The sequence below is a fragment of the Veillonella sp. VA141 genome (genome assembly GCF_003992175.1).
In the GTDB taxonomy this organism is placed as follows: domain Bacteria; phylum Bacillota; class Negativicutes; order Veillonellales; family Veillonellaceae; genus F0422.
This window is the reverse complement of sequence record NZ_RQVM01000001.1, coordinates 109195-120548: the sequence shown is the minus strand read 5'-3', so window position 1 is coordinate 120548 and position 11354 is coordinate 109195. Positions and strand designations below refer to the sequence as shown.

General features: G+C 36.0%; 10 protein-coding genes. 8 read left to right on the top strand and 2 right to left on the bottom strand.

Annotation, left to right across the window (positions count from 1 at the left end; genetic code table 11):
- The first annotated feature begins 37 nt into the window (after positions 1-37).
- From EO112_RS00630 to EO112_RS00610, 5 genes are all read left to right on the top strand, one after another.
- A complete protein-coding gene (locus EO112_RS00630) occupies positions 38-988 on the top strand; it encodes an ABC transporter substrate-binding protein (RefSeq protein WP_127162441.1) in 951 nt (316 codons plus the stop codon).
- Positions 989-1008: 20 nt separating this feature from the next.
- A complete protein-coding gene (locus tag EO112_RS00625; protein ID WP_127162439.1) occupies positions 1009-3156 on the top strand; it encodes a TonB-dependent siderophore receptor in 2148 nt (715 codons plus the stop codon).
- Positions 3157-3280: 124 nt separating this feature from the next.
- Positions 3281-3460: a 30S ribosomal protein S21 gene (gene rpsU / locus EO112_RS00620; RefSeq protein WP_009353131.1), complete on the top strand. Its 180-nt coding sequence runs from the start codon at positions 3281-3283 to the stop codon at positions 3458-3460.
- A 20-nt stretch (positions 3461-3480) separates the two neighbouring features.
- Positions 3481-3933 (top strand): GatB/YqeY domain-containing protein, encoded by a 453-nt coding sequence (locus EO112_RS00615; RefSeq protein ID WP_126940276.1) that lies wholly within the window; start codon positions 3481-3483, stop codon positions 3931-3933.
- Positions 3934-4052: 119 nt separating this feature from the next.
- Positions 4053-5948 (top strand): glutamine synthetase, encoded by a 1896-nt coding sequence (locus EO112_RS00610; RefSeq protein WP_127162437.1) that lies wholly within the window; start codon positions 4053-4055, stop codon positions 5946-5948.
- A 63-nt stretch (positions 5949-6011) separates the two neighbouring features.
- Here EO112_RS00610 and EO112_RS00605 read toward each other — a convergent pair whose 3' ends face one another.
- On the bottom strand, positions 6012-6323 hold the full coding sequence (locus EO112_RS00605) for a phosphate-starvation-inducible PsiE family protein (protein ID WP_127162435.1): 312 nt from the start codon (positions 6321-6323) through the stop codon (positions 6012-6014).
- Positions 6324-6378: 55 nt separating this feature from the next.
- Positions 6379-6894 (bottom strand): thiol peroxidase, encoded by a 516-nt coding sequence (tpx, locus tag EO112_RS00600; protein ID WP_009353127.1) that lies wholly within the window; start codon positions 6892-6894, stop codon positions 6379-6381.
- A gap of 124 nt (positions 6895-7018) precedes the next feature.
- On the opposite strand from tpx, the gene EO112_RS00595 reads away from it, so the two are divergent.
- From EO112_RS00595 to EO112_RS00585, 3 genes are read left to right on the top strand one after another with little or no spacing between them, the layout of a single operon-like run.
- Entirely contained in the window at positions 7019-8755 is a 1737-nt protein-coding gene (locus tag EO112_RS00595) for an ABC transporter ATP-binding protein (RefSeq protein WP_126940279.1), read from the top strand.
- Positions 8745-10478, top strand: coding sequence for an ABC transporter ATP-binding protein (locus EO112_RS00590; protein WP_127162433.1), 1734 nt, complete (start codon positions 8745-8747; stop codon positions 10476-10478). Before EO112_RS00595 ends, EO112_RS00590 begins: the two co-directional genes overlap by 11 nt.
- A gap of 12 nt (positions 10479-10490) precedes the next feature.
- Entirely contained in the window at positions 10491-11297 is an 807-nt protein-coding gene (locus tag EO112_RS00585) for an RNA methyltransferase (protein WP_062402838.1), read from the top strand.
- Positions 11298-11354 lie beyond the last annotated feature (57 nt).

Genomic DNA, 11354 nt, shown 5'->3' with positions numbered 1-11354 from the left:
CTTAGGGAAAGTGGATTTTTTTATTAGGAGGAAACTAATGCGATTGTGGAATGCAGTAGCTTGTGCCTCTGTTCTATGTGGTTTGATGGTGCTATCAGGGTGCTCTTGGACTGCTGATACGCCAACAGCAGTGACTCAAGAGACGGCAACAAGAACGGAAATTGACAAGATGGGAACTTCTGTGACTATGCCAAGTCATCCCAAACGAGTTGTAATCTTAAATACAGCCAATATTGATATGTATTTAGCTGTAGAAGGAACCATTGTGGGGCGCATGGATGCAGCCTCTTTGACAGGAGAGTTACAGGAAAAGGTGAAGGATATTCCCTCTGTAGGGAATACATATAATCCAGATGTAGAAAAGATTATTAGCCTAAATCCTGATTTAGTGATTGGAATGAATATAGCAAATCACATAAAACTTCGGGAGGCTTTAACATCAGCGAACATTCCGTTGTATATTAATGATTTAGATTCCTTTGAAGATGTCAATCGATCCTTGCAACTATTCGGTGAGCTAACGAATCATCCAGATATAAGTAAGGTGCAAATAGAGAAAATCAATACTGTATTTGCAGACTATCAAGGAAAAATTAAGAATAAGCCACATCCTAAAACATTGTTGTTACTGGGTACACCAGGTAATCTAAACGTCAGTACAGATCATTCTTTCAGCGGTAAATTGTTAGATACATTAGGTGCCAATAACATTGGTAAATATATGAAGAGTGAAGCGCCTTATGTGCCACTGAGTTTAGAATTTATACAGGAACAAAATCCTGAGCGAATTATTTTTGTAGTTATGTATCCTGATCCTTCGATTAAAGAGTCTTTTATAAAAGAAATGCAATCAAACCCAGCTTGGCAACACGTACAAGCAGTAGAAAATGGTCAGATTCACTATGTGCCGGGTGGTTTATTCGCGTTAAATCCGGGCACACGGATTACGCAAACACTGGAATTAATGTACAAAGCATTATATGAATAAATATATTAGGAGGTTTTATCATGAATAAACTTTTAAAAGCATCCTTATGTGGAGCTATTTTCAGTACTTTATTAGCACCTGTATATGTAACACATGCAATGGATACAAGTGATAATAATATAGTAGTTATTACGGCATCAAAACGAGAAGAAACTATTAAAAATAGTCCTGCTGCGGTACAAGTTATTACTCAATCAGATATGAAACGATTAGGGGCAGATACAGTAGAAAGTGCTTTACAATTAGCTGATAATATTAATTTATCAGAAGCAGGCATGACTGGTAATCAGGTAATGATTCGTGGTATGGAATCACGCCATTCCCTTGTACTCGTAAACGGCCGTCGCTTAGCCGGTGAAGATGCATCTAATACGACGAATGTGTACACCTTGCGCCGCATTAATTTAGACCAAGTGGATCGCATTGAAATTGTCCGTGGATCATTCTCTGCTTTATATGGATCAGATGCTATGGGCGGTATCATTAATATTATTACGAAGCAGCCTACCGATATGTCACAATCTTTAGGTGTATCTAGCGGTACTAAACATGAGCAAGCACATTATACGTTTAATAGTGGGGCTCAAGATCGTTGGAATGCAAGTTTCAATGTGAATGTGACGAAAGAAAGACCTATCAATCGACATATGGCAGATCAGACTTTCAATGAGAGAACAAAACAATTAACAGGCTATACTGAAGGATATCGTCGTATCATGTATGGTCATAAACAATCCTATAATAGTAGTGTTATTTATGATTTAAAAAATGCTAATCAAAATAAAATTAAAGTAGATTTTAGTTATTTTAAAGAAAAGCTACAAACTGATAATGCTGATAAATATACGACTGTATTCCATAAAAGTGGAATGGTATTTGCAGCAGCCCCCAAAATGGTACCTGTCAATTTGAATAAGACAGAATATTTTGATAATAAGAGTGTACAAACGGGTATTACTTACAGTGGTAAAACCAATAGAAATAATTATGAAATAGGAGCTTATTATAGTCAATTAGATAAAAATTATCTAATGACAGATGACCGTACTTTACCTGAAGGTATTATCAATGTGATGATGCCAAGTAAACCACCAAAACCACCAACATCATTGAAGTTTGATTATCAGTCCTTATATCCAGCTAGTGATTATGATGCATCAAAATATAAAACCTATGTGGTAGAAGGTAAAGATACGATGTATGTAGGAGACCATCACAATGTGACATTTGGTGGTGAATATCGTTATGTATTATATGAAGGCACTCGTCTAGGCGGATTGGATGGGCATGGTGCAAAACAAATCAAAGGATTCCACTATGATTCTTGGGCTGCCTATGGGGAAGATTTATGGCAAGTAAATAAAAAACTTTCCTTAACACCAGCCATTCGCTATGAACATAATAGTCAATTTGGGCATAATGTAACACCAAAAGTGGGTGTAGTCTATGGAATCGATACACATACACGGGTGAAATTTAACTTTGGTAAAGGATACAAAGCACCAAGTATTTCTGAATTATACTTAAATATGTTCCATACAACACCAGTGGGAGTGTTGAATATTGTAGGAAATCCAAATTTAAAACCTGAAACTTCTACATCTTTGGATGTTGCCTTAGAAGGTGAACGTGGTAAAACATTTGGTAAAGCCTCCTATTATCATACAAGGGTAAGGAATCTAATTGATAGTCATCGGATCCAATCAGATGTGGTAGGAGTATCGCAACGTCATCAATACTACAATGTTGGTAAAGCAAAAATACAAGGTTTTGAAGTCACTTTAGGTCATAAATTAACCGATAAATTTATAGTAAAAGGTACTTATAATTTGGTGGATGCCAAAGATATGAGTACTCATGAACGTTTAAGTAATCGTCCGCGTTCTATTAGCACGTTACAGCTGATTTATGATGACCATAAATCCAATGGATATAGTGCTGTATTATGGAATAGCTTTACACATAAATATGGTTTTGAAGAAGCGCGAAATCGCGGTACTAATAGTTATAATGAATACTCTTTTAATACATTAAATTTCAGTGTCAATAAAAAATGGAATAATGGATTATCTGCCTACATAGGAATTGATAATCTATTAAATCGTGAAGTTCATGATTTGTATATTGATGGTCGTATGTATCGTATGGGCATGGAAATGAAATGGTAAGATAAAATCCTAGAGCGTATAGGGGACTAGGCTTGACAAATATATGTCAACTGCTTATAATATCTGTATGTGCGTATATAAATTACCTGCACTTCCATTATACGTTTTGGAGGGGGGGATATAGATGTCAGAAATTAAAGTCGGTAAAAATGAATCGCTTGAAAGTGCACTTCGTCGTTTTAAACGCTCCTGCCAAAAAGCAGGTGTTTTATCTGAAGTACGCAAACGCGAACATTACGAAAAACCAAGCGTAAAAAGAAAGAAAAAATCTGAAGCAGCAAGAAAACGCAAATTCAAAGCGTAAGTCAATCTTGGAGGTACAACATGTCCTTAAAAGATCAGCTTAAAACAGATATGAAAGAAGCTATGAAAGCTCGCGAAGCGGGTAAGGTTGCTCTTTCAGTCATTCGCATGGTAAATAGCGCCATAAAAAATACAGAAATCGATAAGAAAATTGAATTAGAAGATTCAGATATTATCGCTATATTAGCGAAGGAAATGAAAATTCGTCAAGATTCTTTAGCTGAGTTTGAGAAGGGTCATCGTGATGACTTGATTGCTCAAGTAAAAGCTGAGATGGAAGTATTAGCAAAATATTTGCCTGCCCAATTAAGTGAGGAAGAAGTTCGTCACATTGTGGTAGAAGCGATTTCCACCCTAACTGCACCGATTAAGATGGGTGACCTTATGCCATTGGTAATGCCAAAGACTAAGGGCTGTGCAGATGGCAAGTTAGTCAATGCAATTGTTAAAGAAGAACTTGCAAAAGTCAACTAATGAGTTGACAGACTTATTTGATTATGTTACTATAATCGCATAATATAATACTAAGTCAATGAGGACTCTAAGAAATATAGTTTCTTAGAGTCTTTTTGTTTATTATGAGGAGGTTTATCATGAGCAAAGAATTATTATACTACATTCCAGCGGGCCAATATGGTAAAGAAGGTGTTCTTGCCTTACTAGAACAACATCCAGAAATTCGTTTTGTATCTTTAGTAGGGGTTGATCTTGCAGGTAATGATACAGATGAAAAAATTCCAATGGAGCAATTCTTTGATGATTATGAATCTTTTTTTGAAGGCCGTGCGGTACAAACAGATGGTTCCTCTGTTGTATTAACTAATATTGCAACATTGAACAATGCTCGTGTAGATATGTGGGGCGATCCAAGTGTGAATTGGTTTGTAGACTATAACTATGAACATATTGATGAAAAAACAGGTAAACCAACTGGTACACTTCGTATTCCAGCATTCTTAAAACACTGTGATCGCTATGTAGATTCTCGTTCTATCTTAAAACGTAGTTGTGAGTACGTAAAAGAAGAATTAATGAAATTATTACAAACTAATCAAGTAAAAGGTATGGAATTTATTGATGCTAATGAAATTGCAGATGTTATTTTCACTTCTGCTACAGAATTGGAATTTTGGGTGAAAACACCGTCCAGAAATGTAGATGCAAAAGCGTTATCCGTATCTCAAAAACTACAAGAGCAATACTGGCAACGTACTCATGGCTCCGTGCGTACAGCATTAGAAAAAGCAGTATCCTTATTGGATAAATATGGTTTACATGCAGAAATGGGCCATAAAGAAGTAGGCGGGGTAAAAGCCAAACTTGACGATGAAGGTAATGTGGACTGGGTATTAGAACAATTAGAAATTGACTGGAAATATACAAATAATCCATTGCAAACAGCAGATAATGAATTACAAGCCCGTATCATTGTTCGTGAAGTGTTCCGTGAAAATGGTTTAGATGTTACTTTTAACGCGAAACCAATCATCGGTGTAGCAGGTTCTGGGGAGCATACACATTTTGGTGTAATGGTGAAAATGAAAAATGGCAAAGTCCACAATTTGTTCTCTCCAGCGGATTTACGCAAAGAACATGCTAGCCCATTGGCATATGGTGCTATTATGGGTCTATTAAAACACTACGAAGCTATCAACCCATTTATTTCCTCCACAACAGACTCCTTGAATCGCTTAAAACCAGGCTTTGAAGCACCTGTATGTATCGTTACATCCTTGGGTACAGATCCTGCATTGCCAAGTCGTAATCGTACGATCCTTTGTGGCTTGATTCGCGATGTGGATACACCGATGGCAACTCGTTTTGAATTGCGTTCACCAAACCCATATACGAATACATACACTGCATTAGCATTGATTTATTTATCTGCTTTCGATGGCATGAAATATGTTATTACATCGGGTAAAGCACCAGAAGCGATTTTGGCGGAATTATCCAAAAAAGAAGGGGAAGTAGCTGACTATCTAGAAACATCCCGTGAATATCGCTCAGAAGTGGACGTATTTGATGATTTCACAGCAGAAGAGCGTGATCGTAAATTTGGTAAGGCCCCTGCTACTGTATGGGAAAATATCCAAGGCTATACAAACAATCCAGAAAAAGTAGCATCTTTAACATTGGGTGGTGCTTTTGAACAAGATTTAATGGATTCCTTTATGGCGGGTATTTTAAAACGTTGGACATTGGAACTAGCAAACCGCATTGTGCCAGCTAATATTCAATTAGTGCGTTCTTTACAAGCTGTTCATGATACAGCAGATGCATTTGATAGTGCAAACTGGAATAAAGTCAATACATTACGTTTATACTTGGCAAAAGATAGTGTAGATAGCAAATCTTTATTCACGCGCATCACTGATGCATTAGCAAAAGGTGATTATGATACAGCATCTACATTGCAAGTTGAAATGAATGAAAAAGTGCTTGAATTAGAAGCGTTATATGCAGAATATACTCGTAATATTCTATAATAGGTACTTAGTATAAAAAAGGACTGACCACAACATTGTGTTCAGTCCTTTTGTTATGATAATCTATAATCTTTCTCCAGTATTAGGCTCTTTACCATATCGAACGACTAATACTAAACTGATGACTAAGGCCAAGATAGCAGAAGACCAAAGAAATAAATCTATAGCAGATTCATGAGATACAATAATCAGTCGAATGATGGCAGTAATGCCGATGTAGATAAAGTAACGAAGAGGGAAGTGGAAGTTGTTTTTAAAATATTTTACCACTAAGGATAAGAATTCAAAAAATAGAAAGAAATTAATAATTTCTTCTAAAAATGTAATATATGCCACTTCGGTTGTGAATAAACCTGGTATGAGCGTTACTTCCAATAAAAAAGGGTGGAGTGACGAATCACTGCACCCTTATATACTTTGTAAGTAACAATTATACTAACGCTTTAGTAGCCGCTTCAGCTGCATCAAAGTTTACAGCAGAAGTTACCTCTGGTACGTATTCTACATAACGAATTACGTCGTCTTTGTCGATGACAACGATACCACGAGATAATAAGCGTAAGCCTTCAAGAATGAAACCATAATTTTCACCGAAAGAAAGGTCGCGGTGGTCAGATAAAGTTTCAACTTTGTCGATACCAGCAGCACCACACCAACGTTTTTGAGCGAATGGTAAGTCTACAGATACTGTCAATACAACAACGTTTTCACCTAATTTAGAAACGTTTTGATTAAACCAACGAGTTTGCGCATCACATACGCCAGTATCCAAAGATGGTACTACAGAAATAACTTTAACTTTACCAGCATAATCAGCTAATGTTTTTTCACCTAAGCCATTGTCTAATAGTGTGAATGCAGGAGCTTTATCACCTACTTTTACTTCTTTACCTAATAAAGCGATTGGGTTACCTGCAAATGTTACTACACCTGTACGTTTTTCCATTGTATGTTCCTCCTTAAAATACGGAATATTATCTTTTGTATAATGACATTATAACATGGTACAATAAAATTAGTAAATAAACTTTATCGAAAAAAATCGAAATTATTATAGAATGGGGGTACTTATGAAAGGTTTTCATTTATTCCGATACTTTTTCAAAGATCATTCGTATAAATATATTATTGGAATCATATTACTACTTACCATAAATGGGCTATTCTTACTGGTTCCTTCTTGGATGGGGGAAGCTATCAATACATTATATGTTGGCAAAGATGGAATCTGGCAGTATGTATGGTGGTTTATCGTATTAGGCATTGTTATTACTGTGTTAAAATTTATCTCTCGTCATATGCTTCTAGGTTCTATCCGCAATTTTGAGTTTTATTTGCGTCGAGAGTTATTTCGTCATGCCTTACGCATTCCTACATCTTATTATGATGAACATGGTCCAGGAAAAGTTATGGCTTTGATGACAAATGATGTAACCTCTCTACGTGTGTCTCTGGGATTAGGAGTTATGTTATTTGTAGATGCCTTATTCTTTGGGGTCATTGCGTTTTGTATCCTTGTTCAAAAGATGTCCCTATGGTTAGCAGTGGTGACTATATTGCCGATGCCATTTATTGTGTATGGCATGTTGAAGCTTTCAAAACATTTACGAAGTCGTCAAAAGAAAGCACAAAGTTCCTACAGTGATGTGACAGAATATGCTCAAGAGTTATTTTTAGGCATGGCAGTCATTCGTGCATTCAACAAGGAGTATACGAGCTGGAAACGGTTTATAAAAGTGAATGAAAAGAACTATGAAAATAATCTAGATGTGGTGCGTATTGATTCCTTACTGACTCCATTAACGTATATGGCACCCTTTGTTTGTTATGCACTTAATATGTATGTGTGTGGTCAAGCTATCATCAATGGAGAACTAACAGTAGGCGAATTTGTGGCACTTAATGGGTATGTCATGCTTGTTATAGGACCAATCATGGCGATTGGCTCTTTAACATCTGTATTGCAAAAAGGCTTGGCCTCCTTGGAACGAATGGAAGAGTTCTTTGAACTTCCTCAGGAAGAAATTCAAGAACAAGTAGGGCACTTACCACTAGAAGATATACATATAGAAGGATTAAACTTTGCCTATGCTACTAGCAAGGAACCAATTTTAAAAGATGTATCTATGCATATTCCAAAAGGAGCTTTTATTGGTATCGTTGGTGGGCCTGGATCGGGAAAGTCTACTTTATTTAAATTATTATTGGATATTCAGCATGCCCCTAAACATAGTATCTATTTTGGTTCTACCGATATTCAAGATATTCCGCTTAGTACATTACGTCATAGTATCGCCTATGCATCATCCACGCCTTCTTTACTAAGTGTATCCATTAGAGAGAATATTCAATTTGGTTATACAAAGGGAAAAGATTTGTCAATGACTATTGAAGAAGCTGCTCAACGGGCGGGTTTGTTTAGAGATTTAGAGGAACGTATTGAAGGGAATCGTAAGTATGATCACTTAGAAGAAGGTGGTACCGATGTATCTGGAGGACAACGACAACGAATTTCTTTGGCTCGTGCATTCTTTAAAGATGCTCCTTACTTGCTTTTAGATGATGCTTTCTCTGCTTTAGATGCTCATAGTTTATGTCATATCTTAGACACATTGCGATCTAATACAGAACAAACTATTATATGCATTTCACAGCGCTTAGAGGCCTTAGAAGGTGCAGATTGTATTTATGTGTTCCACGAAGGTCATATCGTTGAATCTGGTACGCATTCAGAATTATTACAACAAAAAGGTATGTATCATCAGTTGGTGATGTTGCAAAAGCGAGGAGATAGCCATGAGAACTAAACAAAAAACAGATTATCATGTGCTATTACATTTGTGCACATTTATAAAACCGTATATGGCCTATATGTGTCTTGGTGTTTCTATGTTACTTCTAGTGCTAGGAGTGCAATTAGTACGACCAGTTATTATGAAAGAATTTATCGATGTAGGCGTGGCGACTAAAGATATGGGTCTCATAACGAATTATGCAGTCGCTTATATTGGATTAATTTTATTTGGAATGATTGCATTAGGTGTTGAAAACTATGCTTTGCAAAGTTTTGGACAACGTATCATCTATGATATTAGAAATAAAATTTTTGAAAATATATTAACTATGAGTCCTAGAGAGTTTACGGCGTATCCTGTAGGAAATTTAGTGACAAGAGTTACCAATGATACAGAGTCGATTCGCACCTTATATACAGAGGTGCTCGTAAAAATAAGTAGTAGTATCTTTCAGATTATTGGTATTTTAGCGTTTATGTTCCTTATAGACACTACATTGGCTACCATAGTATTACTATTAGTGCCTGTATTTGCTGGGGTTATTTTTATCTATCGTAAGTATGCTAGAAAAGCTTTCAGAGGCGTTCGTAGTAAAGTGGCTGCATCCAATGCATCCGTACAAGAAATGTTAAATGCTATTTTGATGATTAAGACCTATGTAGGTGAAATTATCATGGAAAAAAGCTACGATAAGGTAAGTCGAGAGTTTCTAGAGGCAGGCCTATTTGAGGTAAAAACATTTGCTATTTTTAGGCCAATTGTAGATGGATTATTTTTTGTAGCTCTTATTGCTATTTTTACTGTGACTGGATATTTTGATTCTATTACGGAGGCAGGCACTGTTTTTGCATTTTTACAATATATTAATCGGATTTTTGAACCTATCAAAGAAATTGCTGAAAAATATGGTAATTTACAGTCTGCCTTAGCAGGAGCAGAACGTATTTTACCTATGTTGGAAAGTGAAACTAAGCAGGTACAAAAGAATATTGTGATACCAAAAGAATTTTCTTCTATTCATTCTATCGAGTTTGATCATGTCTATTTTTCTTATGATGGAACAGAAAATTACGTATTGAAAGATATTAATTGGTCCTTACAGGAGGGGGAATTCTTAGGAATAGCAGGTCCATCCGGTGGGGGTAAGTCCACGATGATGCAATTATTACTTGGTTTTGAACAGCCTACGAAAGGATGTATTCGTATAAATGGACATGATTTGAGCTCATTAGACGCAAGGATCATACGCCAATCAATGGGCTATGTATTCCAAGACTCCCATTTGTTTAAAGGTTCTATTGAAGAGAATATTTCTTTGTTTGATAGTTCTATTACAGAAGAAATGATAAAAGAAGCTGCTAAACGGGCTCATTTAGATAGCTCTGTACAGCGTTTGGAAGAGGGATATAAGACGCCTGTGGGATATTTAGGATCTTTACTTTCACAGGGGCAACGCCAATTATTGTCTTTGGCTAGAACCTTGGTACAGAATAAATCATTATTAGTATTTGATGAGGCTACTTCCAATATAGATAGTCACACAGAAGAATTATTGCAACAATCTATTGCAGATATGAAAGGTGATAAAACGATGATTGCCATAGCACATCGTTTGTCAACGTTACGTGATGCTACAAAAATTATTGTCATATCCGATGGTGAAATTGTAGAACAAGGTACCTTAGAGAAAGTGCTAGGTCAAAAAGGTTTGTTTTATCAATTATGGAATGCATAAAGAAAGGGTATTATGGAAGATATTATTTCACGAGATAATAAAAAAATTAAGCACATTGTACAATTATATAAACGAAAATATCGTACTACGCATCAGGAATTTGTAGCTGAAGGATATCGTACAGTCATAGATATGCTGCCTACTGGTACAGTACGGTATGTCATTGTCAACATAGAATCCATAAAACAGGAACAGTTAGATCCATTGCTATCCTTATGTGGTATCTATGACGTACAGATATTTTCCATTTCAGATAACTTATGGAAAGGGATTGAAACAACCGTTCATGGACAAGGTATAATTGCTGTAGTATGTCAAAAAGTACATCGACTAGAAGATTTTCGTGTAAAAGAGAATGGTCTATATGTACTCATTGATGGAGTACAAGATCCAGGCAATTTAGGAACTTTAATACGAACTGCTGTTGGTGCTGGTGTAAGGGCTATGTTTTTAACATCTAATACGGTAGATATATACAATGAAAAAACAGTGCGTAGTACTATGAGTGGATTGTGTAAATTACCGATTTATACAAATGTCACAAAAGATAGTGTAGTAAAGCTTATAGAAGAGCAAGGAATCAAATTGTATGGAACTGTTTTAGAAGATAGTGTTAACTATGGAGAACCAAGTTATGCAGGGGCCACTATGATTGCTCTAGGAAATGAAGCAAATGGTATTTCAGAGGATATATTACAGTTGGTTACACAGAGAATTTCTATCCCCATGTATGGTCCCATGGAATCTCTGAATGTTGCCATAGCTGGAGCTTTGTGCATGTATAAAGTACAAGAAAGAAAACTTTGTCTATCCAAATAGCAATAATTTTGGTAGAATAAGAATACAATTATCCATTTAGTGCGTACAGGAAGGTAA

What these genes read in the sequence shown, in the direction of transcription:
- EO112_RS00630 (WP_127162441.1), top strand. Translation starts at nt 38, where the DNA reads ATGCGATTGTGGAATGCAGTAGCTTGTGCCTCTGTTCTATGTGGTTTG.
- EO112_RS00625 (WP_127162439.1), top strand. Translation starts at nt 1,009, where the DNA reads ATGAATAAACTTTTAAAAGCATCCTTATGTGGAGCTATTTTCAGTACT.
- rpsU (WP_009353131.1), top strand. Translation starts at nt 3,281, where the DNA reads ATGTCAGAAATTAAAGTCGGTAAAAATGAATCGCTTGAAAGTGCACTT.
- EO112_RS00615 (WP_126940276.1), top strand. Translation starts at nt 3,481, where the DNA reads ATGTCCTTAAAAGATCAGCTTAAAACAGATATGAAAGAAGCTATGAAA.
- EO112_RS00610 (WP_127162437.1), top strand. Translation starts at nt 4,053, where the DNA reads ATGAGCAAAGAATTATTATACTACATTCCAGCGGGCCAATATGGTAAA.
- tpx (WP_009353127.1), bottom strand. Translation starts at nt 6,894, where the DNA reads ATGGAAAAACGTACAGGTGTAGTAACATTTGCAGGTAACCCAATCGCT.
- EO112_RS00595 (WP_126940279.1), top strand. Translation starts at nt 7,019, where the DNA reads ATGAAAGGTTTTCATTTATTCCGATACTTTTTCAAAGATCATTCGTAT.
- EO112_RS00590 (WP_127162433.1), top strand. Translation starts at nt 8,745, where the DNA reads ATGAGAACTAAACAAAAAACAGATTATCATGTGCTATTACATTTGTGC.
- EO112_RS00585 (WP_062402838.1), top strand. Translation starts at nt 10,491, where the DNA reads ATGGAAGATATTATTTCACGAGATAATAAAAAAATTAAGCACATTGTA.